The organism is Kitasatospora sp. NPDC043950 (assembly GCF_056435345.1).
Genome location: NZ_JBWKER010000011.1, coordinates 131,966 through 156,199, shown reverse-complemented (window position 1 = coordinate 156,199; position 24,234 = coordinate 131,966). Strand labels below are relative to the sequence as shown.

Here is a 24,234-nt window from a genome sequence, read left to right as displayed (position 1 = left end):
GCGAGAGGACGGGAGCGGCCCGATGCGCGCAGGCCTGTTGGGCTGGTACGGCCCGGGCCGCCGGCTGTGGAGCGAAACCCTGCTGCTGCTCGGCATCCTCGCGCTCACCGCCGAGGAGGGCCTCTCCCAGTGGGTCCACGCCGATGAGCCGTTTCGGCTGCCCCGGACCGTCGTGGCCGTCCTCGCCTCGCTCTCCCTGCTGTTCGCCCGCCGCTACCCGATGGCCTCCGCCGTCCTGCCGGTGCTCACCGGCGGCCTGTTCAACCGCGCCTTTCCCGGGCTGTTCAGCGTCTACTACCTCGCCTCCCTCGGCCGGACCGGCCCGGCGGCGGCCGGCGGCGCCCTCATCGCGATGGTGGGCGCGACCCGAGCCGATTCGCTGGTCGGCTGGGCGGGCACCACCGGATCCCAACTCCTCGTTCAGGCGGCGACCTTGTCCTTCGGCCTGTGGCTGCACGGCCGCAGGGTGCTGATCCGCACCCTGCACGAGCAGGTGGACGCGCTGCGCCGGGAGCGCGAGTTGCGCGCCGAACGGGCCCAGGCCGCCGAACGGGCCCGGATCGCCCGGGAGATGCACGACGTGCTCGCCCACCGCCTCAGCCTGCTGGTGCTGCACGCCGGGGTGCTGCGCGACCAGGCCCTCGCCGGTACCGTCGCCGCCGACCCGGACCGGCTCACCCACCGCCTCGAACTGCTGCGCACCACCGCCGCCCACTCGCTCGACGACCTGCGTGACGTCCTCGGCGCCCTGCGGGCCGACCCGCCGACAGCACCGGCCGCCGAGGAGGTGCCGGCCGCACCGCCCCGGGTGGCGCGCGTCCCGGTGCCCGTCCCGGCGCGCGTCCCGGCGCCCGCGCTGCGCGACCTCACCGAACTCGTCGGTGAGGCCACTTCGGCCGGGCAAGAGGTCGAACTGGCCCTCTCCGGCGACCCGGAGACCGTCCCCACCACCCACCGGCTGGCCGTGCACCGCCTGGTCCAGGAGGCGCTGACCAACGCCCGCAAGTACGCGCACGCCGCGCCCGTCACCGTCCGGGTCCGCTACGGCGCCCCGGCAACCACCGTCGAGGTCCGCAACGGTCCGGGGGAGGCGTCGCCGAACGGGCCGGGCACCGGCGGCGGGTACGGTCTGGTGGGGCTCGCCGAACGGGTCGACGCGCTCGGCGGCTACCTCGACGCGGGACCGGACGGTGGTGGCGGCTTCCGGCTCGCAGCCCGCCTGCCCGCACCGGAGCGCCCGCCGCGGACCGTGCCAGGACCCGTGCCAGGACCGGGACACGGCCTCGGATCCGGGCCTTCTCCGGCCCTTGCCCCCTCCCCGACCCCGCAGCCGAAGGACGCCGCATGATCCGCACGATGGTGGTCGACGACGACGCGCTGGTGCGGCTCGGCCTCGTCGACCTGCTCGCCCAGGACCCGGCCCTCACCGTGGTCGCCGAGGCCACCGACGGACTGCAGGCCGTCGAACTCGCCCGCAGCCAGCGGATCGACGTGGCGCTCATGGACATCCGGATGCCCAGGCTCGACGGCATCGCCGCCACCAGGCGCCTGCGCGAACTGCCCGACGCCCCGCGCGTGATCGCGCTCACCACCTTCGACCTCGACGAGTACGTGTACCAGGCGCTCGCCGCCGGGGCCGACGGCTTCCTGCTCAAGGACACCCCGCCCGCCGAGATCGCCCGGGCCGTCCACGTCGTCGCCGGCGGCCAGGGGATGCTGCACCCGGCGGCCGCGCGGCGACTGATCGACCGCTACCACCGCACCGGTGCGCCCCGGTCGGTCGCCGCCCGCAACCGGGTCGCCGGGCTGACCCCGCGCGAGACCGACGTGCTGCGCGAACTCGCCGACGGGCTCTCCAACGCGGAGATCGCGGGCGTCCTCGGGATGCGCGAGAGCACCGTGAAGGCGCACGTCAGCCGGATCCTGACCGGGTTGGGCGTCGGCAACCGGGTCCAGGCCGCGCTGCTCGCGCGCGATTCCGGGCTGGTCGGGGACGGCGCCTGAGCCGGCACCGGGCGCTGTGGGGCGGTGCGGTGCGGTGCGATGGTGCGGTGCCGTCGTGGCTCGTGTGGTCGCTGGTCCTGCCGATGCGCGACGCCCGGTGGTGCGCGCGGTGGTGGGTGGGGCGTCATGTCGTCCGGTGTTCACGCGAGTGTTCCCGGGGCGTCGGACCGGGCTCCCCCTGAGCCGGTCGCGTGCTCCCGGTTCGTACCGCGCGCTGAGCCGTTGTCACCCATCCGGCGTGGAAATCCCGCGCCTTGGCGGTTTGCGCTGCCGAACCCGGGCGGCGGGTCCATGGTGGAGATGGGCGCGATCCGGCGACCGCGCCCGCGCGCCGATCCAGGCCCGCGCGCCGCGTGCCCGCCGCTGTTCTCCGACGGGTGTCCGAGGCTGAGGGCCCGGTCCCGGCACGCTGGGAGCAGGGCCACCTCGCAGGAAGCCGAACGGTTCTTCTAGGCTCACATCTCGGCTTCCCTGCGGCGGTCCGGCCCGTTGCGCCCGCCGTCAGGAAGCCGCCGTCCACGGGGCCCCGGGCGGACCGGGGCCACCGGATCGAGCGAGGAGGACGCAATGCCAAGCACGCCGCCCAGCCGTTCCACCGCACTTGGGCCAGACGGTCCGTTCCGAAGGGCCGGGCACCATCCCGGTCGATCGGCGCGGTCCGGCCGGGCCTGGCAGCCGGGTTGGGGTGGCCGGCCGGTCCGGCCGCTGAATACCGGCAGCGGCCGCGGAGGCGAACGTTGAGTCCCCAGATCGTCGGGTTGCCCGCCGCGCCGAGTGCCGCCGCCCCCGACGGTGACTCCGCCCCCGCGCCCGCCCCTGCCTCGGACCGCGCCCCCGTCGACCTCCCGGCCGCTGCTGACGGTGAGGCCCTCACCGCTACCGCGACCGCTCATGCCACGGCCACGGCCACGGCCACCGTCACAGCCTCGGCCACCGCTGCCGCGACCGCCGCACTCCCCGGCCTGCCGCAGGCCCTCAGCACCCGCGCCCGTACGCTGGCCGGGGCCGTCCGGCGCCGGTGCACGGACCTGGCCCGGATCGAGTCGCCCAGCGGAGACGTGCCCCGACTCGACGCTCTCGCCGAGGAGTTGAGCGCCGGGTTCAGCGCCACCGGTGCCACCGCGCGGCGCGAGCCCGGGCCGGCCGGTGACCACCTGGTCCTGGAGTGGGAGGGGCAGGACGAGACCCTGCCGCACCTGTTGATCGTCGGCCACCACGACACCGTCTGGCCGGTCGGCACCCTCGCCGACTGGCCGGTCACCGAGCAGGACGGTCTGCTCAGCGGCCCCGGCGTCGTCGACATGAAGGGCGGACTCGCCATCCTGGAAGGCGCGTTCGCCCTGCTCGCCGACCTCGGGCAGCGGCCGCACCGCGCCGTCCGGCTGGTCGTCGTCTCCGACGAGGAGGTCGGCAGTCCGGACGGACGGCGCCTGGTCGAGCGCCAGTTGCGCGGCGCGGCTGCGGTCCTCGGGCTCGAACCTCCGCACCCCGACGGCCGGTTGAAGACGGCTCGGCGCGGCAGCACCCGGGTCCGGCTCACCGTCACCGGGCGTGAGGCCCACGCGGGCAACGACGCCCACGACGGGGTGTCGGCAGTCGACGAACTCGTCGACCAGCTCGTCGTCGTCCGCGGCCTCGCGGGACAGCCGGGGACGGAGCTCAACGCCGGTCGGATCAGCGGGGGTTCGCGGGCCAACGTGGTCGCGGGCCGGGCCGAGGCCGAGCTCGGCCTGCGGTTCTCCACCGTCGAGGCGCAGCGCCGTACGCTCGACAACCTGGCTCGGCTCACCGCGCTGCGCCCGGGGGCCAGGGTCCGGACCGAGGTGCTGTCCAGCCGTCCGGCGTGGCCCGAGCGCACCGGCAACCCGCTGCTGCGGCACGTTCGTTCACTCGCCGCGGTGCTCGGGCAGCAGCTGGACGGCGGTCCGGCGGGCGGCGCGGGGGACACCAATCTGCCGGGCTCGCGCGGGCTGCCGACGCTGGACGGCTTCGGCGCGGTCGGTGCCGGTGCTCACGCCCGGCACGAGCACATCCGGCTCGACCAGCTGGCACCCCGGATCGCCCTGCTGGCCGCGCTCCTCGCCGTACCGCTGCCGAGGCTGCGCGACCGCACGGAGGGTTGAGCGGGCTGCCGGCGGCCGGGGGCTGTCGGCGAACAGGGAGCAGGGAGCAGGGAACAGAGAACAGAAGACGGATGACAAGTAACAGCTGACAGATAACAGCTAACAGATAATGAAATCTGTTAGCTGTTATCTGTTTGTTGCCCACCCGCTCGCGGCAGCCCGCCCGTCGACGACTGCCCGCCGTCCGAAACCCCGCCCCTCACCCGCGTCCCTTGCCATCCCTCCGCCTCGCCGCGCAGAATGGTACCGACCGACCGAACGGTCAGTCGGTTGGCGCCGCGGGCGCCGGCGCGGGACACGAGAGGTGATCGTGGTGACAGCAGAGGTGGCCGAGGCGGTCCCCGCGCAGGCGCTGGAGGACCGGTTCGAGGCGGTCGTCGCCGCCGAGCAGCGGATCGAGCCCAGGGACTGGATGCCCGACGCCTACCGGGCCACGTTGGTCCGCCAGATCGCCCAGCACGCCCACTCCGAGATCATCGGCATGCAGCCCGAGGGCAACTGGCTCACCCGCGCCCCCTCGCTGCGCCGCAAGGCGATCCTGCTCGCCAAGGCCCAGGACGAGGCCGGCCACGGCCTCTACCTCTACGCCGCCGCCGAGACCCTGGGTGTCGACCGCGCCGAGCTGACCGAGAAGCTGATCTCCGGCCGGCAGAAGTACTCCTCGATCTTCAACTACCCGACCCTCACCTTCGCCGACGTCGGCGTGATCGGCTGGCTGGTCGACGGCGCCGCGATCTGCAACCAGGTCCCGCTGTGCCGCTGCAGCTACGGCCCGTACGCCCGCGCGATGGTGCGGATCTGCAAGGAGGAGTCGTTCCACCAGCGGCAGGGCTACGAGCTGCTGCTGACACTGATGCGCGGCACCGAGGCGCAGCGCCGGATGGTCCAGGACGCGGTGGACCGCTGGTGGTGGCCGTCTCTGATGATGTTCGGGCCCCCGGACGCCGACTCGCCGAACACCGCCCGCTCGATGGCCTGGCGGATCAAGCGGCACACCAACGACGAGCTGCGCCAGCGCTTCGTCGACATGACCGTCCCGCAGGCCGAGCACCTGGGCGTCACGCTCCCGGATCCCGAGCTGCGCCGGAACGAGGAACGCGGCGGCTGGGACTTCGGCGAGCCGGACTGGTCCGAGCTGACCAGGGTCATCCACGGCCAGGGCCCGTGCAACGCCCAGCGGGTCGACCGCCGCCGGACGGCGCACGAGGACGGTGCCTGGGTCCGTGAGGCGGCCGTCGCCTACGCGGCCAAGCGCCGCGCCGAACAGTCCGCCGAACCCGGGCAGCCCACCGGATCCGAACCGCCCGTCGAAGCCGGGCAGCCCGGGCGTACGGGCGAGCCCACGGAACAGGAGAACGGAAAGTGACCGAGTCCAAGGCCGGCTGGCCGCTGTACGAGGTGTTCGTGCGCCCCCGGCGCGGGCTGAACCACGTCCACGTCGGTTCGCTGCACGCGGCCGACGACCGGATGGCCCTGCTCGCCGCCCGCGACCTCTACACCCGCCGCAACGAGGGCGTCAGCCTCTGGGTGGTCCGCTCGGACGCGATCACCGCCTCCACCCCGGACGAGCGCGACCCGTTCTTCGAGCCCAGCGGGGACAAGGTCTACCGCCACCCGACCTTCTACGACATCCCCGAGGATGTCCCGCACATCTGACGGGGGAACCGCCATGCAGGACCACAGCACGCAGGCCGGCGCTGACGTCGACGCCGACGACCACGTCTACCTCGGCCTCGCCGAAGCCACGCCCGGCCCCGAGGGCGAGGGCCGCTGGGCGTACGGGACGGGCTTCGCCGACCCGCTGCTCGGCGTGGACACCGCCGTGCCCGCCGGAGTGGACGGCGCGGACCTCGCCGCCTACTGCCTGATGCTCGGAGACGACGCCCTGATCCTCTCCCAGCGCCTGATCGAGTGGTGCACCCGGGCGCCCGAACTGGAGGAGGAGGTCGCGCTCGCCAACCTGGGCCTCGACCTGCTCGGCCAGGCCCGGCTGCTGCTCACCCGGGCCGGCCAGGCGGACGGCTCCGGCCGCACCGAGGACGACCTGGCGTACTGGCGGGAGGACCACGAGTTCCGCAACGTCCGGCTGGTCGAGGCCCCGAACGGCGACTTCGCCCACTCGATCGCCCGGCTGCTGCTGTTCGCCACCGCGCGCTGCGCCCTGTACGAGGCGCTGAGCGCGCACCCGGACCCGGTGCTGGCGGCGGTCGCCGCCCGGGGCGTCAAGGAGCTGGCGTACCACCGCGAGTACGCCACCGCCTGGACGCTTCGGCTCGGTGACGGCACGCCGTACTCCTCGGCGCGGATGCAGGCCGGGCTGGACGCGCTCTGGCCGCTGCTGGAGGAACTGTTCACGGCCCACCCGGTGGAGCTGCGGACGGGCGCCGATCCGGCGGTGCTGCGCGAACCGGTGCTGCGCTCGCTCGGCGCCGTTCTCGCCGAGGCCGGGCTGACCGTACCGGACGTGCGGCCGCTGGCCACCGTGCTCGGCCGGGCCGGCCGGGACGGCGTGCACACCGAGGCGCTCGGCCCGCTGCTCGCCGAATTCCAGGTGCTGGCCCGCGCGCACCCGGGGGCGACGTGGTGAGCGCGGCGCTGACGGAGCGCGGGACGGCCTGGGAGGTCGCGGCGGCCGTGCCGGACCCGGAGCTGCCCATGCTGACCCTGGCCGACCTGGGCGTGCTGGCCGAGGTGGCGGTGGACGACGGCGCGGTGACCGCCTGGCTGACCCCGACCTACTCGGGTTGCCCCGCCGTGGCCGAGATGGCCGCCGACGTGGACCGCCGGCTGCGCGCGGCCGGGTACCGGGACGTCCGGGTCCGGCTGCGGCTGGATCCGCCGTGGTCGACCGATCTGATCACCGCCGAGGGCCGCCGCAAACTCGTCGAGGCGGGTATCGCCCCGCCGCGTCCGACCTCCGCCGCCGGCGTGGCCGGCCCGGTCCCGCTCGCGCTCGGTCCCACCCGCACCGCCGCTCCGGCCGGCACCTCCGCTGCCGCTTTCGCTTCCGCAGCCGCCCCCGTGCCCTGCCCGCGCTGCGGCGGTGCGGACACGGAGGAGCTGTCCCGCTTCGGTTCCACCGCCTGCAAGGCGCTCTGGCGCTGCCGCGCCTGCCGGGAGCCGTTCGAACGCGTCAAGGAGATCTGAATGCCCGCCGCTTCGCCCGCCGCGTCCCAGGCCGACGCCTCCCAGCCCGCCGCGTCCCAGGCCGACGCATCCCAGACCGAAGCCTCCGCCGCCGCGCACGCCGACACTCCCGCTGAGGCCGCGGTGTCCACGCTGCGCCCCGCCCGCCGCCCGACCTTCCACCGGCTGCGGATCGAGCGGGTCGAGCGGCTCTGCGACGACGCCGTGGCGGTGACCTTCGAGGTGCCGGACGGGCTCGCGGCGGACTTCGTATTCCGGCCGGGGCAGACCCTGACGCTGCGCAAGGTGGTGGAGGGCGTCGACGAGCGCCGCTCGTACTCGATCTGCGCCCCCGCCGACGGGCCGCTGCGGATTGCCGTCCGGGAGGTGCCCGGCGGGCTGTTCTCCCGGTGGCTGGTCCGGGACGCGGGGCCGGGCGAGGAGGTGGACGTGCTGACGCCGTCGGGCCTGTTCACCCCCGACCTCGGCGTTCCGGCCGAGCACGTGCTGCTCGCGGCCGGTTCCGGCATCACCCCGATGCTGTCGATCGCCGCGTCCGTCCTGGCCGCCGACCGCCGCTCCACCGTCACCCTGCTGTACGGCAACCGGCGCAGCGACACCGTGATGTTCGCGGACGAGCTGGCCGACCTGAAGGACCGCTACCTCGGCCGCTTCCAGCTGGTCCACGTCCTGTCCCGGGAGACCCGCGACGCCGAACTGCTCAGCGGGCGGCTGGACCCGGAGCGGGTGGGGGCGCTGCTGGGGGCGCTGGTGGATGTCGGGAGCGTCGGGCACTGGTGGCTGTGCGGCCCGTTCGGGATGGTCGCGGGGGCGAAGGAACTGCTCGCCGGGCTGGGCGTGCCGGGCGAGCGCGTGCACCAGGAACTGTTCCACGCCGAGGACGAGCCGGTGTCCGAGCGACCGGAGGACCGGGACGGCGCGGCGGGAGCGGCCGACGGCCCGCACAGCGAGGTCACCGTCGTCCTGGACGGGCGCGGCAGCACGCTCTCCCTGCCGTGCGACCGCTCGATCCTGGACGGTGCCCAGCGCTCCCGCCCCGACCTGCCGTTCGCCTGCAAGGGCGGGGTCTGCGGCACCTGCCGTGCGCTGGTCACCGAGGGCGAGGTCGAGATGCGCCGCAACTTCGCGCTGGAGGAGAAGGAGCTGGCTGCCGGCTACGTCCTCACCTGCCAGGCCCGCCCGATCACCGACCGGGTGACGGTCGACTACGACCGCTGAGCGGCCGACCGCCCCGCCCTTCCCCTCCCGACTGCTTCAGACCACGGCCGGGGCGGGCAGCCTGGCCGGGTCGCCGAGCAGGTGGACGAGGTCGCTGACGGCGGCGCGACCGGCCCGGTTGGCGCCGATGGTGCTGGCGGACGGGCCGTAGCCGACCAGGTGGACGCGCGGGTCGGCGGTGGCACGGGTGCCGGTGAGCGCGATGCCGCCGCCGGGGGAGCGCAGCCCGAGCGGGGCCAGGTGGCCGACCTCCGGGCGGAAGCCGGTGGCCCACACGATCGCGTCCACCGCCAGCTCCTCCTCCCCCCAGGCGACGCCGTGCTCGGTGAGCCGGTCGAACATCGGGCGGCGGTGCAGGGCGCCCAGTTCCTCGGCACGCCGGTAGGCGACGGACGGGCCGAGCCCGGTGACGCTCACCACGCTGCGCACCGGCAGGCCCTGCCGGACCCGTTCCTCGACCTTGGCGACCACCGCGCGTCCGTACTCGGGGGTGAACGGCCCCTCGTGGTAGACGGGCGGGGTCCGGGTGACCCAGACCGTCTCGCCGACCGCAGCCACCTCGGACAGCACCTGGATCGCCGAAGCGCCCCCGCCCACCACCAGGACGCGCCGGCCGGCGAACTCCCCGGGGCCGCGGTAGTCGGCGTAGTGCAGTTGGCGACCGGCGAAGTGGCCCGGGTAGTGGGGCAGGAACGGGCGGGTCCAGGTGCCGGTGGCGTTGATCAGCGCCCGCGTGGACCAGGTGCCGTGGTCGGTCTCGACCAGCAGCCGGGAGTCCGGGCGGTCCGACTCGGCGCGCACCGCGCGAACGGCGACGGGGCGTACGACCGGGAGCGCGTGCCGGGCCTCGTACGCCGCGAAGTACCCCGGCACGACCTCGCGCGCCGGGGCCTCGGGGTCGGGCGCGGGGAGTTCGGCGTCCGGGAGGTCGTGGAAACCGTGCACGGTGGCCATCCGCAGGGACGGTGAGCGGTGCGCCCAGGCGCCTCCCGGTGCGGGGTTGGCGTCGAGCACGACGAAGCCGCCGTCGGCGTCCGCCCGGTAGGGGGCGAAGCCGCGGCGGCGGAGGTGGTAGGCGGCGGACAGTCCGGCCTGTCCGGCGCCCACCACCAGGATGTCCACCACGTGGACGTCCACTACCAGGACGTCCGCGTGCCGCTGCCCGCCATTGGTTGCACCGTAAACAGTCACGCCGGTGAAACATCGGGGGTGCGGCGGGTGTTCCCGCGTCCGCGGGTGCTTGCGGTCCCGCCGCGTGGCGCCCCGCGCGGGCGACGCGTCAGACGGCCGGGGAGATCACCGCGGCCGTGCCGTAGGCGCAGACCTCGGTGCCGACGTCCGCCGCCTCCGTCACGTCGAAGCGCATCATCAGCACCGCGTTCCCGCCGCGCGCCTTGGTCTGCTCGATCAGCCGCTGCATCGCCTCGTTGCGGCTCTCGACCAGGGTCTTCGTCAGGCCCCGCAGCTCGCCGCCGATCAGCGACTTCAGTCCGGCGCCGATCTGGCTGCCGAGGTGGCGGCTGCGCACGGTCAGCCCGAAGACCTCGCCGATCACATGATCGACCCGGAAGCCGGGGATGTCGTTGGTGGTCACGACCAGGACGTCGGCGTTCGGGCCCTGCCCGCCGCCGTACTCGTTGATGTCAGCCATGGGTCCATCCTGCCGTGTCGTACGTCCGAGTGATCGAGGCGGGGCCGGGCGATGGCCGAGAAGGGGTCCAGAAGCTGGTTCAGACCGGTGATCGGGCGGCCGAAAGGCCGTACCGTAGCCCCATGGGCGAGCGAAGCGATCATCCACAGGGGCCGGGCGCGGCGGAGGACTCCGGCGCGCAGGAGATCGAGGCGACGGTGGTGCTGGGCCTGCGGATCACCGACTGGCCGGCGCTGCGCGCCGCCGCGATCAGGGCCGTCGAGGAGCTGGTGTTCGAGGGCGTCGACCCGGCCGGCCAGCGCCGCGAGCTGCTGCGCGAGGTCTCCGAGGACGCCAACGCGGCGCTCGGCGCCCTGCTGCACCCGGACCGGCTGGTGGCCGCGATCCCCGGGGTCGAGGCGATCGGCGGCACGCTGGAGATCAGCGTCACCGAGGACTTCGCGCCGGACTTCGCCGAGCTGTTCCCGCTGGAGGGCGACGAGGACGAGGACGGCGGCGCCGGCGCGGACTGGACCCTCACCCCGCGCACCGCCTGCCTCCTGCACGCCCAGCTGATCGGCCTGGCCGACGCCGCCTACGACGACTTCGACGAGCACGGTGACGACCCGGTCGTCGACGGCGAGGACGCCGACTGGGCGGTCTACGCCCGCCTGCCCCAGCGCACCTGGCGGCTGCACCGGAACTGGCGCCGCGCCATGGCCCGGGCCTTCGACGACCTGGCCGACGACCTCGCGCTCGGTGAATGGCCGCTGCCGCGATGTCTGGCCGAGGACATCGGGCTGCGGATGGCCCTGGTGGACGCCCGGGCCCTGCTCGGCGCGCAGCCCGAGTCGGTGGCCGACATGATGGGCGACCTGCCGGCCGACCTGTACGACTACGACTGGGACGGCTGTCACGACGAACTGTTCGGCGTCTACGGACCGGACGACGGCGACCCGGAGCTGGGCGCCGAGCAGCGCACCGAGGTGCTGCTGGCGGCCACGCACCCGGAGGGCTGGTTCCTGACGTACGAGGACGCGGAGGCGCGGGACCCGCAGCGCGGCTACCGGCGCTGACCGGCCGTCGGGCCGGGTCGGCCCTGGTCGGGATGGTGCGAAGTGCTCTTCGGGCGCTGCGACGGGTGGGCGACTAGGCTGCGGGCATGTCCGATACGTCTGATGTGCGTGCGGTACCCGGGGGACCGGACGGGGCGGACGGTCCGGCCCGGGCGGACAGTCCGGCGGGCCGGGACGACCAGGTGCTCACCCGGATCGCGCTCGGACTGGACGGCGTGCAGGCCGCCCAGCGCGGGCGGACGGCCGAGGCGCGGGCCAGCTTCGAGGCGCTCTGGGCGGCGCTCGGCGAGCGGGGCGACGTCTTCCACCGCTGCGTCCTCGCCCATTACCTGGCCGACCTACAGGACTATCCGCAGGACGAGCTGGAGTGGGACCGGCGGGCGCTGGCCGCCGCCGACTCGCTGACCGCCGAGCGTGCCCAGACCTACGAGTCCGCCCTCCAGGTGCGCGCGTTCTACCCCTCGCTGCACCTCAACCTGGCCTCGGACCACCTCAAGCTCGGCGAGCCCGACCTCGCGCGCGAGCAGCTGGAACGCGCCGTGCGCAGCCTGGACGCGCTCCCCGAGGACGCCTACAGCGCGGGCATCCGGTCGGCCGTCGACGAACTGCGGCAGCGGCTGCGCTGAGCGGCGGTGTGCGGGGGCGGGGGTGTGCAGGGGCAGGGGCGTGCGGGGGCAGGGGCGTGTAGGGACGGGGGTGGAGATGGCGGCGGCTCGGGTGGTTCGGGGCGGGTCGTACGGGCTCCCGGCACCGCGTGATCACCGGGGTGGCGGGGCTGGCATGCTGGACGGGTGACTTCTCCGTTCGACACCCCTGCTCCCGATGCCGCTTCCGATTCCGCTCCGGCGCCCGTTTCCGCTGCCGACGACGCCCCGGCCCCGGCGGACCGTGACGCGCGGCCGCAGTACGTGCTGCCGCTGCTCGTCCGGCTGGAGAAGGCCACGCCGCCCGGGCGGACCGACGCGCTGGAGACCTCGGCCCGGGCGGTGCTCACCCTGTTGTCCGACTCGCGGGTGACCGACGCGGACGGCGAGTGGGCGGAGCGGGTCGAGGCCTGGGAGGACGCCCGGATCCGCAAGGTGGTCCGGCGGGCCCGGGGCGGGGAGTGGCGCCGGGCGGGCGAACTGCCGGGGATCACGGTGAGCGGACGGGAGGCCGAGGTGCGGGTGTTTCCGCCGGTGCCGTTGGATGGCTGGCCGAAGGACCTCGCCAAGCTCCAGGTCTCCGGGACGGACTTGGAGGAGACCACCGAGGTCGGCGCTCCTGAGCCCGGGTTGCCGGTGCTGTGGCTCAACCCGGAGCTGGAGATGAGCGCGGGTAAGACGATGGCGCAGACCGGCCACGCCGCCCAGCTGGCCTGGTGGCGGCTGGACGAGGCGCAGCGCAAGGAGTGGGCCGAGGCCGGATTCGCGCTCGCGGTGCGGACGGCCCCGGCGGAGGCGTGGGAGGGGCTGGTCACCAGCGGTCTGCCGCTGGTCCGGGATGCGGGCTTCACCGAGATCGCGCCGGGTAGCTGCACGGTGATCGCGGACCACCCGGCATTGCGGGGGACTGCTGAGGTCTGACAGCGAGCTCGGCCCTGCCTCGGCTCACCCGCCACTGGGCCGTGAACGGGCATGGTGGCGTCCCGACGGTTTGACGACGGAGAGCACGACGTTGGCGACGTACACCGACAGCGCGACGATCGGGATGATCACCAGGTTGTAGCGGGTGAATCCGAGGTGCATGTCCGCGATGGTGCCGGTGGGGTGCTGGTCCACCAGGTGGGCCGCTTCGTGCAGCCGGGCGGTGAGTTCGAAGATCGAGGCGGCGGTGGCGGCCAGGGTGAGCCAGAACTTGACGGCAACCCAGCGGTACCTGAACAGGCGCCAGGGGGTGCCGAGCGCGAGGAGCAGTCCGGTCAGCAGGGAGAGCAGGCTCAGCGGGAAGACCAGCGCGTCGCCGAGGACCGGCATCATCCGGTAGGCGCTGCGCAGGGTCTCCGCGCTGTCCGTCAGCAGCCCTGTCGCGCCGAGTGTGAGCAGGCAGAGCATCAGGCCCAGCCAGCTGACCGAGCTGACGATGTGCACGACCACCGCGCTCTTGCGGGCAGTCGGTGAGAGGCGGAAGTTCTTGGGCTGCCGGGTGCCCGGACGGGGCGTTGCCGCGGAGGACGCGGCGGGGGTGGTCATACGGGGTCCTTCGGGAGGCGACGGGGGAGGGGGCCTGCGTCAGGCTCTCGTGGCGAGCGCCGTGGTCGCCGGCTTGTGGCTGCGGCCGGCCACCGGCGTCAGAGCATGATGCGCCCGCCGGCCACGTCGATCGTCAGGCCGGTCAGCCAGGACGACGACTCGGACGCGAGGAAGAGCGCGGCGTGAGCGACATCGGCGGGCACTCCTGCGCGGCCCAGCGGGAACTGCCTGACGATCAGCGGGAGCTTTTCGGCGGGTATGCGCTCCTGCTGGCTCTCCGTCATGATCAAGGGCGGAGCGAGGCAGTTGACCCGCACGCCGTACCGGCCCACCTCCTGTGCGACCTGGCGGGTGAACATCAGCACGCCTGCCTTGGCCGCCGCGTAGGAGGCGGCGGCACCGCCGGGAAGCCGCCCGGCGGTGGACGCCATGGTGATGATCGAACCGCCGCCGCGCTCGATCATGCCGGGCAGGAAGGTCTGCACGGCCAGGAAGGTGGTGGTCAGGTTCAGGTCGACCACCGAGTGCCAGTGCTCCAGGCTCATCTGCTCGATCGGCACCGGGTCGCCGCCTCCGCCGACGAACGCGCAGAGCACTTCGATCGGACCGACGGACTGCTCGGCCTGTGCACGCAGCCGCACGAGGTCGGCGGGATCGGTGCAGTCGGCCGTCATCGCGACCGCCGTTCCGCCTGCCGCGCGGATCTCGCCGACCGTCCGGTCGACGGCACTCCGGTCGCGGCCGACGACGGCTGCCTTGACACCGTTGGCGGCCAGGGCCTTTGCCGTCTCGGCTCCGATGCCCCGGGAACCTCCGGTGACGAGGGCGGCCTTGCCCGCGAGATCGGGATAGGTGGGCAGTGGCGTGGTCATCAGTGTGGCTCCGTGGATTCTCGGTTGACGGTGAATCGGCCGGCGGGCGGCGTGGTCTCGTCAGACATGGGAGGGGGCCGTGGCGTCATCGGCTTCGGCCGGGCGTCGCGCCGGGTTGAGGGCGCCGGCCTGGCGGCCGGCGCGTCGCCCCGGACTGATCCGCCGATGCGGGCACCTGCCGCCCGTGCCGACCCCAGGAATCCTCGGCGCCGCGCCTGCACGCCGTCGTCGTCCGAGCGGCGGCCGTCGGGATACTCCTGCTGACGTAGCGTCGCGTCCCGGTGGTACGACGTTGGGAGGAGGCCGAAGTGCCAGTCTCAGACCAGCTGCTGACACGACACAAGGGACAATGCTCTCTTGGTGGCCGAGCCCTTGGTGCGACCCACGGCCGAAGCACCAGGCCTGTGTGAGGGCGGCCGGTGCTCCGGTACCTCCGCGGGCGTACGGCGGAAGCCTTCCTCCGGAGGACGCCCCGGCGCGGCCGGCGCGGTGAACTGAACCGCGCCGGACGTGGGCCTTCCAGCCGGCGCCGTCCCTTGCCTGGAGGCTGTCGACCTTGTCGTCCTTCACCTCGCCCCGCCGGTCGTCCGCGGGAGCGCTCAGCGGCATCCTGTACGTGCTCCTCTTCGTGGCCAGCCTCGTCATCAGCGGCATCACCGCGCCCTCCGGGCCGTTCGCCACCCCGTACTCCAGTGACGACGTGGTGCGGAAGTACCTGCTCGCCGATCCGGCGGCGCTGCACCGCTCGCTTCAGGTGGGAGCCCTGTTCCAACTGCTCTCGGCACTGGCGCTGCTGGCGTTCGTCCCCTGGCTCACAGAGTTCGTGGGCCGCTACGGCACCCCGGTGCGGGCGGGTGTGGTCCGGGCGGCGGGCAGTGCGTCCGGGGTCCTGCTGGTGCTGTCCGCGAGCGCGGGTTGGGTCCTGTCGCTGCTGGGCACCGCCGCGGACCTGTCGGTGTCCCGCGCCCTCATGGACCTCGCCTTCATCACCGGCGCTGCGCCCGCGATCGGTACGCTCGGCGTGGTCCTGTGGCAGGTGTCGCGCACCGCGCTGGTGAGCCGGGCGCTGCCGGCCTGGGTGGCCTGGTCCGGACTGGCCCTGTCCGCCGCGAGCACGTTGTCTCTGCTCTCGCTGGTCGCCGAGCCGGCCACGCTGCTGATCCCGGTCGGACGTTACGTCGGCTTCCTCTGGTTCGTCGCGGTGAGCCTGACGCTGTGGCGTCGGGACGGCGGCACCCCCTCCACGGGCCAGTCGCGTACTACGGCGGGAGTAGCTGCGCCCGCACCCGCGAGCTGATGCCCAGGTGTGGCGCGCCGCACTAGCCTTCCGGCATGAACGAGTTGCGCCCGTCGTGGAAGCCGCCGTGGAACCGGTCCGGCCGGGCGGGCCTGCCCGTGCTCTCGTCGCTGGCCGTCGCCTGCTTCCAAGTGGCGGGCACGGTCGGCGCAGGACACCGGCAGCCCGACCGCGTCCAGCTCGACGCCCTCGGCTACGCGCTGCTCCTGCTCGGCCCCGCCGCGCTGCTGCTGCGCCGCCGCCACCCGGCGGCGGTCATGGTCGGTACCACAGCGGTCACCATCGGCTACCTGCTCGCCGGGTACCCGTACGGCCCGGTCTTCGTCAGTCTTGGTGTGGCGTTCTTCGTCGCGGTCCAGTGCGGGCGACGGCGGGCGGCCTGGGCCTGCGGCGGCGCCTTCTACGTCGGTCAGCTGCTGATGAGCTACGCGGTTCCGCACGACTGGCTGCGGGCCAAGAGCTGGCAGGCCAACGCCTGGCAGGAGTTGGGCGTCACGGCGGTGCTGCTGCTCATCGCGACCGGTGCGGAACTGGCCCGGACCCGCCGCGAGCAGTTCGCCGCCGCCAGAGCCGCCGCGGAGGAGGCGCAGCGGCGCCGCGTCGACGAGGAGCGGCTGCGGATGGCCCGCGAGCTGCACGACATCCTGGCGCACAGCATCTCGTTGGTCCACGTCCAGGCCGGGGTGGCGCTGGAACTCATCGACACCCGCCCGGAACAGGCCAGAAGCGCCCTGGCGACGATCAAGGCCGCCAGCAAGGAGGCCCTGGGCGAGGTCCGGCAGGTCCTCGGCACGCTGCGCGGACCGGGGGCCACCGCGCCGCGCACTCCCGCCCCCGGCCTGGACCGGCTGGACGAACTGGTCGACCAGGCCGGCCGGGCAGGCCTGACCGTCAGCGTCCGTTCCGAGGGCATCCCCGGGGAGGTTTCGGCCGCCGTCCAGCGGGCCGCCTTCCGGATCGTCCAGGAAGCCCTGACCAATGTGATCCGCCACTCCGCCGCCCGGACGGCCACCGTGCTGCTCTCCCGGACGGCCGACGGCCTCACCGTGCGGATCGACGACCCGGGCCCGGTGGGCGGCGGCGACGCGGGTGGCTCGGGAGCCGGACTGATCGGGATGAGGGAGCGGGTCGCCGCCTTCGGGGGCACCCTGGAGGCGGGCCCGTACGACGCGGGATTCCGAGTCCGGGCCCGCTTGACGAGGGGTGACTGATGATCAGGGTGCTGCTGGTGGATGACCAGATGCTGGTCCGGGCCGGTTTCCGGGCGTTGCTCGACGCCCAGCTCGACGTCGAGGTGGTCGGCGAGGCCGACGACGGCGAGCAGGCCCTGCGTCTCGCCGTCGAGCTGCGTCCTGACGTGGTGCTGATGGACATCCGGATGCCCCGCCTCGACGGCCTGGAGGCCACCCGGCGGATCGGGGCCGACCCGGAGCTCGGCGGGGTGCGGGTGGTCGTACTGACCACCTTCGAGCTCGACGAGTACGTCTTCGAGGCGCTGCGGTCCGGCGCGGCAGGGTTCCTCGTCAAGGACGCCGAGCCGGCCGAATTGCTCCGGGCGGTCCGGGTCGCCGCCGCAGGTGACGCGCTGCTCTCGCCGGGCGTCACCCGGCGCCTGATCGGAGAGTTCGCCGCCCGCTCGAAGGAACCGCAGGCGGTCGGCCTTGAGATGCTCACCGAACGCGAACGCGAGGTGCTTGCCCTGGTCGGGCTCGGGCTCTCCAACGAGGACATCGCCCGCCGCCTGGTGGTCAGCCCGCTGACCGCCAAGACGCATGTCAGCCGCGCCATGGTCAAGCTCGGCGCCCGCGACCGCGCCCAACTGGTCGTCCTCGCCTACGAGTCTGGCCTGGTCCGCCCTGGCTGGCTCGGGTGACGAGTGACAGATGACAGCGAACAGATAACAGCAAACAGATAACAGATTTCGAAATCTGTTATCTGTTCGCTGTTTGTTGTCATCGGCCACCGGCCCACCGGCCCACCGGCCCGCCGCCCGCCGTCGGGCGCTACTCGCCGGAAGCCTGGTGCCGCCGGATCGCCCGCAGCCCGCCGTAGGCGGCTGCGGCCGTCCAGAGGGCCATGATCAGCAGTCCGGTCCAGTGGCCGTAGTGGATGCCGGCCTCGGTCCGGGTGTGCATCGCGTACAGGCCGGCCCGGTCGGGCAGGAACTGGCCGACCTCGCGGACGCCGGGGATGGCCGCCAGCCAGGTGGTGCCGAGGAACACCATCGGGCCGAGTAGGCCGAGCGCGGCGCTGAAGTTGCCCAGCATCGTGGTCAGTCCGAGGCAGAGCAGTACCAGCAGCGGGTGGTAGAGCACGCCGGCCACGAAGCTGCGGGCCAGGCCGGGGGTTGACCAGTCCAGTCCGACGGTGGCGTCGACGGCCAGGAACGAGCCCGCCGTCGACGCCAGCCCGAGCAGCAGGCCCAGCCCGGCTCCGAGCGTGAGCTTGGCGCCGTACAGCCGAGCGCGCCGGGGGACGGCGATGAACGAGGTGCTGATCATGCGGGTGTTGAACTCCTGGCCGATCAGCAGGATCCCGAGGCAGGCCACGGCCACGTGCCCGAAGAGCAGCCCGTAGTAGATCCCGTTGGCCGGGTCAGTGCCGGGGGCCACGGTCTTGGGGTCGGAGGCGGCGCTGACGGCCGTAGTGACCCCGACGGTCAGGACCAGGGCGACCAGCGGGGCCGCCCACTGGGAGGGCAGGGTGGTGAACTTGATCCGTTCGGCGCGCAGGGCGTGGGCCGCGCTCATGGTCATCTTCCCTTCGTTCGTGGTCACTTGGCGCGCCGCAGGGCGAGCAGGCCGCCGTAGGCCGCGGCGCCGGCCCACAGGGCCATGATCAGCAGTCCGGTCCAGTGCCCGTACGAGACCTGCGGGTCGTCGGCGTAGTGCATCGCGTACTGGCCGGCCCGGTCGGGCAGGAACTGGGCCACCTGCCGCACCCCGGCCACGCCGCCGAGCAGCGGCGAGAGCAGGAAGAAGACCGGGACCAGCAGTCCCATGGCGGCGGTGAGGTTGCCGAGCAGCGCGGTCGCGCCGAGGCAGAACACCACCAGCAGCACCGGGTAGAGCACGCCGGCGGTGGCGCTGCGGACGAAGGCGGGGCCGTCCCAGTCGCCGGGGACGGTGGCCGCGTACCCGGCGAAGGCGCCCGCCGTGCCCGCCGCGCCGACGCCGAGGCCGACCAGCGCGCCGAGCGTGAGCTTGGCGCCGTACAGCCGTCCGCGCCGGGGGACGGCGGTCAGCGAGACGTCGATCATGCGGGTGTTGAACTCCTGGCCGATCAGCAGGACCGCGAAGCAGACCAGCGCGGCCTGGCCGAAGTTGAGCCCGTAGAAGACGCCCACGCCGGGGTCGTCGGTGAGGTTGTGCTCCGAGCCGCCGAGGGCCGCACCGATCGCCGTGGTGGTGCCCACGGTGAGCGCGAAGGCGAGCAGCGGGGTGATCCAGAGCGAGTGGAGGGTGGTGAGCTTGATCCGCTCGGCGTCGAAGGCGCAGAGGTGGTGCCGGAGAGTTGAGTCGGGGCTCATGCGGTGGCCTCGGCGCGGTACTCGACGCTGTCGGCGGTCATCCGCATGAACGCTTCCTCCAGCGAGTCCTGTTGGACCGCGATCTCGTACAGGACCACGCCGTGTGCGGCGGCGAGCGCGGCGATCTGCTCGGGTTCGGCGCCGGTCACCTCCCAGGCGCCGTCGTCGACCTCGGTCGCGGTGAGGTTGCCGGCGGTGTCCGACTGCCGGAGCAGGTCGCCGCCGAACAGGGCGGCGAGCTTGGCCGAGTTGACGGCCCGGACGCGGATCCTGGTCCGGCCGTGCTGGTCGATGAGCTCGGCGGTGGCGGCGTCCGCGAGCAGCCGACCACGGCCGATGACCACCAAGTGGTCGGCGGTGAGCGCCATTTCGGTCATCAGGTGGGACGACACCAGCACCGACCTGCCCTCGGCGGCCAGTTCGCGCAACAGGGTGCGGATCCAGCGGATGCCCTCCGGGTCGAGACCGTTGACCGGTTCGTCCAGCAGCAGCACCGGCGGGTCGCCGAGCAGCGCGGCGGCCACCCCGAGGCGCTGGCGCATACCGAGGGAGAAGCCGCGGATCCGCCGTCCGGCGGCGTCCGTCAGGCCGACCTGGGCGAGCACCTCGTCCACCCGGCGCGGCGCCAGGCCGTTGCTCGCCGCGAGCCAGCGCAGGTGGCCGGCGGCGGTGCGGCCGCCGTGCAGGGCGTGGGCGTCCAGCAGGGCGCCCACCTGTCGTAGCGGCTGGACGAGTTCGGTGTACCGGCGGCCGCCGACCAGGGCGCTACCGGCGGTGGGGCGGTCCAGGCCGAGGATCAGGCGCATGGTGGTGCTCTTACCGGCGCCGTTCGGGCCGAGGAAGCCCGTCACCAGGCCGGGCCGGACCTCGAAGGACAGGTCGTCGACGACGCGCCGACCGTCGTACTCCTTGGTGAGGCCCTGGATCTCGATCACGGCCGCGCTCCCCTCTCGGTGCTCCGGTGCCGGGTCGTCCGGCTGGTGGTCACATTCGACCGGAGCGGGCCGTACCGGCGGATCCCGCCGGGGTCGGGAGCCGTCTCCCTCCCGGGAGGGAGACGGCGGCAGGCCGGCGGGGGAGCCCGGGCCGACCGCTGAGCTGGCAGGATGGTGGAATGCCCAGGATCCTCGCGCCGCTGCTGGCCGGCGCCACGTACGCGCGCCTGCTGCATCTGCTGGTCGGGTGGATCTTCGTGGGCGTCGTCCTGATGATCTACCCGGGGACGTACCACAAGAGCCTGGGCGAGATCGTGGTCGCCGGCGCCGCGGTGGACACCGCCCTGCTCGCCCTGGTCGCCCTCGTCCCCGCGACGCGGCGCGCCGAGGGGGTGCAGGCGCGACTGCTGCTGCTGCCCGACCGCGAGGAGGACATCGCCGCCGAGTCCTCCCGCACCTGGGCGGACCGGCGGCGCACCGCCGGCTGGCTGATCGGGCGGGTCGTGCTCGGCTCGGTGGTCGGGTTCGCGACGGCCTTCGGCCTCACCAGCGGCTACGACCTGCTGACCGGACCGGACTCGTTCTGGTACCTCCCGCTCGCCCCGGTGCTGGTGATCGGCTACGGCTGGCTGGTGGTGTCCGCCGGGCGCCTCCAACTCGCCATGGCTGTAAGGCTTCTGGGGCCATCCCCGGCGGAGCGGCTGGCGGAGGCGGAGCTGCGCGCCGAACGGCTGCTGGAACGCAACAGGTTGGCCCGCGAGCTGCACGACTCCATCGGCCACGCACTGACGGTGACGGTCCTTCAGGCGGGTGCCGCGCGGGAAGTCGGGGACCAGGTGTTCACCGCCAAGGCGCTCGAAGTCATCGAGGAGACCGGCCGCCGGGCCATGGAGGACCTCGAACGCACCCTCGTCCTGCTCCGCGAGACGCCGGAGGGCGCGGCCGGCAACGGAACGGCCACCGAACAGCCCGGTGTCGACCAGTTGCCCGCACTGTTCGACACCGCCCGGTCGGCCGGGAGCCCGGTCGAGGCGCGGATCGAGGTGTCGGCGGGCGCGCTGCCCGGGGTGCTCTCCCGCGAGTCCTACCGGATCGTCCAGGAGGGTGTCACCAACGCGCTCAAGTACGCGCCCGGCGAGCCGGTCAGCGTCCGGATCGCCCTTCAGGGAGGGCAGTTGGAGCTGCGCTGCGCCAATCGCCCGGCGGTCGGCGGCGTTCCGGCGCGCCTCCCGGGCGGCGCGGCGGGCAAGGGCGGCAAGGGGCTGCGCGGCATCCGGGAGCGCGCCACGCTGCTCGGCGGGGAGGCCACCGCCGGGGTTTCGGGCGACGGGGGCGGGGAGTGGGTGCTCGCCGTCCGGTTGCCCCTACGCTTGGGCTCGTGACGAACGATCTTGTGGGCGACGGACCGTCGAGGGGCTCCGCTGGGATGATCGACATCCTGCTCGCCGACGACGAGGAGCTGGTCCGGGCCGGGATGCGGGCCGTCCTGGAGGCGCAGGGGGACCTACGGGTGGTCGGTGAGGCCGCCGACGGCGCCGACGCGGTGGCGCTGGCCCGCTCGCTGCGCCCACACGTCGTCCTGATGGACGTCCGGATGCCGGTGCTGGACGGCCTGGCGGCCACCCGCGAGCTCCTGCGCCCCGGCGCGCCGGGGGAGCAGCCGCCGAAGATCCTGGTCGTCACCACCTTCGAGAACGACGACTACGTCTACCAGGCACTGCGCGCGGGCGCCGACGGCTTCCTGCTGAAGCGCTCCCGAGCGGCCGAGATCGCGCACGCGGTACGGCTGGTGGCGGCGGGCGAGTCGCTGCTGTTCCCGGCCACGATCCGCCGCCTCGCGGCCGGCCACGGCAATCCCGCCGCCCGCGCGACCATGGAGCGGGCGGCGCTGACCGAGCGCGAGGCGGAGGTGCTGCGGCTGGTCGCGCGCGGCCTCAGCAACGGGGAGATCGCCGAGCTGCTGTTCCTCGGCGTGCAGACGGTGAAGACCCACGTCAGCAGTGTGCTGGCGAAGCTCGGGGCGCGGGACCGCACCCAGGCGGTGATCGCCGCGTACGAGTCGGGCTTCGTCGAGCCGTCGGAGTAGCGCAGAGCGCAGCGGGCAGGAGCTCGGCGGGGACGCGGGCGGCCCGGCGCGGTGTCGGGGTCAGGCCGGGTACGCGTGGGTCTGGGTGGCTTTGACGGAGGCCCAGACCTCGGATCCGGGCGCCAGCCCCAGCTCGGCGACGGCGGCCGGGGTGAGGTCGGCGGCCATCGGGAGTTCGCCCGCGAGGTCGGCGCGCACCTGGTCGCCGTGCAGGTCCAGGCCGGTGACCTCGGCCTTCCACACGTTGCGCGCGCTGGACTGGGGCCGTTCGCGGTGCAGGGTCACGGCGGACGGCGGGAAGGCGACGAAGGCCGGGCCGGACAGCTCCTCGGTGGTGGCCAGGACCGTGCCGGCCGTGAGCGTGACCTGGTGGCCGTCGGCCACGCCCTGGTACAGGTTCAGTCCGACCAGGCGCGCGATGTAGTCGGTGCGCGGCCGCCGGGCGACCTCCGCCGGGCTGCCGGACTGCACCTCGTGCCCGCTCTCGATCACCACCAGCCGATCGGCGAGTACCATCGCGTCCAGCGGGTCGTGCGTCACCAGCACCGCCACGGCCTCGAACTCGGCCAGATGGCGCCGCAGTTGGGCGCGTACGTCGAGCCGGGTGCGGGCGTCCAGAGCGGCCAGTGGCTCGTCCAGCAGCAGCAGCCGGGGGCGGACGGCCAGCGCCCGGGCCAGCGCCACCCGCTGGGCCTGGCCGCCGGAGAGGCTGCCGGGTCGTACGGAGGCGTGGTCGGCCAGGCCCATCCGCTCCAGCCAACCGGCCGCCTCGGCCCGGGCGGCACGCTTGGGGCGGCCCTGGCAGCGCGGGCCGAAGGCGACGTTGTCGAGCGCGCTGAGGTGCGGGAAGAGCAGGTAGTCCTGGAACACCACACCGACGGGACGCTCCTCGGAGGGGGTGTGCACGCGCTGCCCGGGCTCCTCCAACAGGCGTCCGTCCAGGCGCAGGTGGCCGCCGGTGAGCGGGAGCAGCCCGGCGAGGGCGCGCAGGGCGGTGGACTTGCCGGCGCCGTTCGGGCCGAGCAGCGCGATCACCTCGCCGGGTGCGGCGGTGAGGGCGAGGTCGAGGGTGAACGCGGCGCGCTCCACCCGCAGCCGGGCGTCGAGGGCGGGTGCAGGTGCAGCCGCGGCGGCCGTGGAGGCGGGGTCGGCCGAGTCGGTGGGGTCGGTGGGGTCGGTGGGGGAAGTGCTCATCGGGGCGGCGTCCAGGGGGTCGGGGCAGCGGTGGCCGGGCTCCGGCCCGGGGCTCGCGGGGCCGTCACGGGGTCGACATCCAGCGGTCGCGCAGGCCGACCAGGACCGCGACGGAGACCACCAGCAGGACCAGCGACAGCGCGATCGCCGCCTCGGGGTCCGATTCCATGGCGAGGTAGACGGCCAGTGGCATGGTCTGGGTGCGGCCCGGGAAGTTGCCCGCGAAGGTGATCGTGGCGCCGAACTCGCCGAGCGCCCGGGCCCAGGCGAGGACCGCCCCGGCGGCGATCCCCGGGGCGATCAGCGGCAGGGTCACCCGGCGGAACGCCGTCAGCCGGGAGGCGCCCAGGGTCGCGGCCGCCTCTTCGTAGCGGGGGTCGGCGGCGCGCAGCGCACCCTCCACGCTGATCACCAGGAACGGCATCGCCACGAACGCCTCGGCGATGACCACTCCGGTCGTGGTGAACGGCAGCGTGATGCCGAAGGCCGAGTCCAGCCAGGAACCGACGATGCCGCGCCGTCCGAGGACCAGCAGCAGTGCCACGCCGCCGACCACCGGCGGCAGCACCAGCGGCAGGGTGACCAGGGCCCGGATCACCCGTCGGCCCGGCAGCTCGGTGCGGGCGAGCAGCCAGGCCAGCGGGACGCCGAGGACCAGCGAGACCGCCGTGGCCGCTGTCGCGCAGATCAGCGACAGACGCAGGGCGTCCCAGACGGCGGCGCTGGTGAGCTGCTCGGACAGGCCGCTCCAGGGCGCCCGGACGAGCAGGCCGACCAGCGGCAGGATCAGGAACGCCAGCCCGAGCAGCGCCGGGAGCAGCAGCGTGACCGGGACGCGGTGGGTGCGCCGGCGCCGGGGGGGGGGGGGGGGGGGGGGGGGGGGGGCGGGGGGGGGGAGGGGGGGGGTGGGGGGGGGGGGGGGGGGGGGGGGGGGGGGGGGGGGGGGGGGGGG

25 protein-coding genes are annotated in these 24,234 nt (G+C 74.1%); 16 read left to right on the top strand and 9 right to left on the bottom strand.

What is annotated here, in order from left to right; translation table 11 throughout:
- Positions 1 to 22 precede the first annotated feature (22 nt).
- The 8 genes from AC07BF_RS10410 (at position 23) to paaE (ending at position 8,492) form a co-directional block, all read left to right on the top strand.
- A complete protein-coding gene (locus AC07BF_RS10410; RefSeq protein WP_363579438.1) occupies positions 23 to 1,348 on the top strand; it encodes a sensor histidine kinase in 1,326 nt (441 codons plus the stop codon).
- The gene (locus AC07BF_RS10405; protein WP_363579436.1) at positions 1,345 to 2,004 is read left to right on the top strand and encodes a response regulator transcription factor; all 660 of its coding nucleotides are present in this window, start codon (positions 1,345 to 1,347) and stop codon (positions 2,002 to 2,004) included. The genes AC07BF_RS10410 and AC07BF_RS10405 overlap by 4 nt, the downstream gene beginning before the upstream one ends.
- Before the next feature lie 737 nt (positions 2,005 to 2,741).
- Positions 2,742 to 4,127, top strand: a complete 1,386-nt coding sequence (locus tag AC07BF_RS10400) for a M20/M25/M40 family metallo-hydrolase (RefSeq protein ID WP_363579434.1) — start codon at positions 2,742 to 2,744, stop codon at positions 4,125 to 4,127.
- A gap of 310 nt (positions 4,128 to 4,437) precedes the next feature.
- A complete protein-coding gene (paaA, locus tag AC07BF_RS10395) occupies positions 4,438 to 5,493 on the top strand; it encodes a 1,2-phenylacetyl-CoA epoxidase subunit PaaA (RefSeq protein WP_363627589.1) in 1,056 nt (351 codons plus the stop codon).
- On the top strand, positions 5,490 to 5,783 hold the full coding sequence (paaB, locus tag AC07BF_RS10390; RefSeq protein ID WP_030056311.1) for a 1,2-phenylacetyl-CoA epoxidase subunit PaaB: 294 nt from the start codon (positions 5,490 to 5,492) through the stop codon (positions 5,781 to 5,783). Before paaA ends, paaB begins: the two co-directional genes overlap by 4 nt.
- A 13-nt stretch (positions 5,784 to 5,796) precedes the next feature.
- Positions 5,797 to 6,714 carry a 1,2-phenylacetyl-CoA epoxidase subunit PaaC gene (gene paaC, locus AC07BF_RS10385; protein WP_363579430.1) on the top strand — a complete coding sequence of 306 codons (918 nt, stop codon included), beginning with the start codon at positions 5,797 to 5,799 and terminating at the stop codon, positions 6,712 to 6,714.
- Entirely contained in the window at positions 6,708 to 7,274 is a 567-nt protein-coding gene (paaD, locus tag AC07BF_RS10380; protein WP_363627587.1) for a 1,2-phenylacetyl-CoA epoxidase subunit PaaD, read from the top strand. The genes paaC and paaD overlap by 7 nt, the downstream gene beginning before the upstream one ends.
- Positions 7,275 to 8,492 (top strand): 1,2-phenylacetyl-CoA epoxidase subunit PaaE, encoded by a 1,218-nt coding sequence (paaE, locus tag AC07BF_RS10375; protein WP_478319486.1) that lies wholly within the window; start codon positions 7,275 to 7,277, stop codon positions 8,490 to 8,492.
- Between the two features lie 36 nt (positions 8,493 to 8,528).
- Here paaE and AC07BF_RS10370 read toward each other — a convergent pair whose 3' ends face one another.
- Both AC07BF_RS10370 and AC07BF_RS10365 read right to left on the bottom strand, forming a co-directional pair.
- Positions 8,529 to 9,629, bottom strand: coding sequence for an NAD(P)-binding domain-containing protein (locus tag AC07BF_RS10370; RefSeq protein ID WP_400805277.1), 1,101 nt, complete (start codon positions 9,627 to 9,629; stop codon positions 8,529 to 8,531).
- Positions 9,630 to 9,771: 142 nt separating this feature from the next.
- Positions 9,772 to 10,143, bottom strand: a complete 372-nt coding sequence (locus tag AC07BF_RS10365; RefSeq protein WP_363579424.1) for a YbjQ family protein — start codon at positions 10,141 to 10,143, stop codon at positions 9,772 to 9,774.
- 122 nt (positions 10,144 to 10,265) lie between these two features.
- Between AC07BF_RS10365 and AC07BF_RS10360 the strand changes: the two genes are divergently transcribed.
- The 3 genes from AC07BF_RS10360 to AC07BF_RS10350 all read left to right on the top strand — a co-directional run bounded on the left by AC07BF_RS10360 (position 10,266) and on the right by AC07BF_RS10350 (position 12,763).
- Entirely contained in the window at positions 10,266 to 11,198 is a 933-nt protein-coding gene (locus AC07BF_RS10360; RefSeq protein ID WP_350875123.1) for a hypothetical protein, read from the top strand.
- A gap of 86 nt (positions 11,199 to 11,284) precedes the next feature.
- Positions 11,285 to 11,824 (top strand): hypothetical protein, encoded by a 540-nt coding sequence (locus tag AC07BF_RS10355; RefSeq protein ID WP_400804851.1) that lies wholly within the window; start codon positions 11,285 to 11,287, stop codon positions 11,822 to 11,824.
- Between the two features lie 165 nt (positions 11,825 to 11,989).
- Positions 11,990 to 12,763: a peptidyl-tRNA hydrolase gene (locus AC07BF_RS10350; RefSeq protein ID WP_400804854.1), complete on the top strand. Its 774-nt coding sequence runs from the start codon at positions 11,990 to 11,992 to the stop codon at positions 12,761 to 12,763.
- A 24-nt stretch (positions 12,764 to 12,787) separates the two neighbouring features.
- Here the strand turns inward: AC07BF_RS10350 and AC07BF_RS10345 are convergent, their stop codons facing one another.
- Together AC07BF_RS10345 and AC07BF_RS10340 are read right to left on the bottom strand one after the other, a co-directional pair.
- On the bottom strand, positions 12,788 to 13,369 hold the full coding sequence (locus AC07BF_RS10345) for a DUF2269 domain-containing protein (protein WP_363627583.1): 582 nt from the start codon (positions 13,367 to 13,369) through the stop codon (positions 12,788 to 12,790).
- 98 nt (positions 13,370 to 13,467) lie between these two features.
- Positions 13,468 to 14,241: an SDR family NAD(P)-dependent oxidoreductase gene (locus AC07BF_RS10340; RefSeq protein WP_478333216.1), complete on the bottom strand. Its 774-nt coding sequence runs from the start codon at positions 14,239 to 14,241 to the stop codon at positions 13,468 to 13,470.
- A 556-nt stretch (positions 14,242 to 14,797) separates the two neighbouring features.
- Between AC07BF_RS10340 and AC07BF_RS10335 the strand changes: the two genes are divergently transcribed.
- The 3 genes from AC07BF_RS10335 to AC07BF_RS10325 are packed head-to-tail and all read left to right on the top strand — an operon-like array spanning position 14,798 to position 17,411.
- Positions 14,798 to 15,538 (top strand): hypothetical protein, encoded by a 741-nt coding sequence (locus AC07BF_RS10335; protein ID WP_363627581.1) that lies wholly within the window; start codon positions 14,798 to 14,800, stop codon positions 15,536 to 15,538.
- 35 nt (positions 15,539 to 15,573) lie between these two features.
- A complete protein-coding gene (locus AC07BF_RS10330) occupies positions 15,574 to 16,749 on the top strand; it encodes a sensor histidine kinase (protein WP_478333215.1) in 1,176 nt (391 codons plus the stop codon).
- Positions 16,749 to 17,411 (top strand): response regulator transcription factor, encoded by a 663-nt coding sequence (locus AC07BF_RS10325; protein ID WP_363579411.1) that lies wholly within the window; start codon positions 16,749 to 16,751, stop codon positions 17,409 to 17,411. Before AC07BF_RS10330 ends, AC07BF_RS10325 begins: the two co-directional genes overlap by 1 nt.
- 130 nt (positions 17,412 to 17,541) lie before the next feature.
- On the opposite strand, the gene AC07BF_RS10320 is transcribed toward AC07BF_RS10325, so the two are convergent.
- From AC07BF_RS10320 to AC07BF_RS10310, 3 genes are read right to left on the bottom strand one after another with little or no spacing between them, the layout of a single operon-like run.
- Positions 17,542 to 18,288: a hypothetical protein gene (locus tag AC07BF_RS10320; protein ID WP_400984274.1), complete on the bottom strand. Its 747-nt coding sequence runs from the start codon at positions 18,286 to 18,288 to the stop codon at positions 17,542 to 17,544.
- A gap of 23 nt (positions 18,289 to 18,311) precedes the next feature.
- Positions 18,312 to 19,067, bottom strand: coding sequence for a hypothetical protein (locus AC07BF_RS10315; RefSeq protein ID WP_363579409.1), 756 nt, complete (start codon positions 19,065 to 19,067; stop codon positions 18,312 to 18,314).
- Entirely contained in the window at positions 19,064 to 20,002 is a 939-nt protein-coding gene (locus AC07BF_RS10310) for an ABC transporter ATP-binding protein (RefSeq protein WP_478333214.1), read from the bottom strand. The genes AC07BF_RS10315 and AC07BF_RS10310 overlap by 4 nt, the downstream gene beginning before the upstream one ends.
- Before the next feature lie 179 nt (positions 20,003 to 20,181).
- Between AC07BF_RS10310 and AC07BF_RS10305 the strand changes: the two genes are divergently transcribed.
- Both AC07BF_RS10305 and AC07BF_RS10300 read left to right on the top strand, forming a co-directional pair.
- On the top strand, positions 20,182 to 21,384 hold the full coding sequence (locus tag AC07BF_RS10305) for a sensor histidine kinase (RefSeq protein WP_363579406.1): 1,203 nt from the start codon (positions 20,182 to 20,184) through the stop codon (positions 21,382 to 21,384).
- A 44-nt stretch (positions 21,385 to 21,428) separates the two neighbouring features.
- The gene (locus AC07BF_RS10300; protein ID WP_400984489.1) at positions 21,429 to 22,088 is read left to right on the top strand and encodes a response regulator transcription factor; all 660 of its coding nucleotides are present in this window, start codon (positions 21,429 to 21,431) and stop codon (positions 22,086 to 22,088) included.
- 60 nt (positions 22,089 to 22,148) lie between these two features.
- On the opposite strand, the gene AC07BF_RS10295 is transcribed toward AC07BF_RS10300, so the two are convergent.
- Together AC07BF_RS10295 and AC07BF_RS10290 are read right to left on the bottom strand one after the other, a co-directional pair.
- Positions 22,149 to 23,282, bottom strand: coding sequence for an ABC transporter ATP-binding protein (locus AC07BF_RS10295; protein ID WP_478333213.1), 1,134 nt, complete (start codon positions 23,280 to 23,282; stop codon positions 22,149 to 22,151).
- A gap of 64 nt (positions 23,283 to 23,346) precedes the next feature.
- Positions 23,347 to 24,234, bottom strand: an 888-nt coding sequence (locus AC07BF_RS10290) for an ABC transporter permease (RefSeq protein WP_478333212.1), incomplete at its 5' end; no start/stop codon positions are given.